Genomic DNA, 319 nt, shown 5'->3' with positions numbered 1-319 from the left:
GGTATGCCATGGAGAACGGTTTCGCGAACGACATGTCCGCCGCCACCTTCCTGCCCGAGCTCACCAACACCAACGCCCTGGGCTACCTGTCCATCATCATCTTCAACTTCATGGGCTTCGAGGTTATCTGCACCATGACCGATGACATGGCCGATCCCGCTCGCGATATCCCCAAGGCTATCGTCGTCGGTGGCGTGGCTATTGCCGTCATCTACCTGTTCGCTGGCTTCGGCATCGGCGCCGCCATCCCGGCCGACTCCATCGACCCCGACTACGGCATGATCGTCGCAGTCCAGACCATGGTGGGCGATTCCGTGCT

General features: G+C 60.8%; 1 protein-coding gene. It reads left to right on the top strand.

The annotated features are described in order from the left end of the window. Positions 1-32 precede the first annotated feature (32 nt). Positions 33-319: amino acid permease (locus tag ACTQZF_RS09285; RefSeq protein ID WP_441555117.1), on the top strand; the 287-nt coding region annotated here is incomplete at its 3' end.

It is taken from the genome of Collinsella sp. LCP19S3_H3 (assembly GCF_052119145.1).
Lineage (GTDB): Bacteria > Actinomycetota > Coriobacteriia > Coriobacteriales > Coriobacteriaceae > Collinsella.
This window is presented reverse-complemented; position numbering and strand designations above follow the sequence as displayed.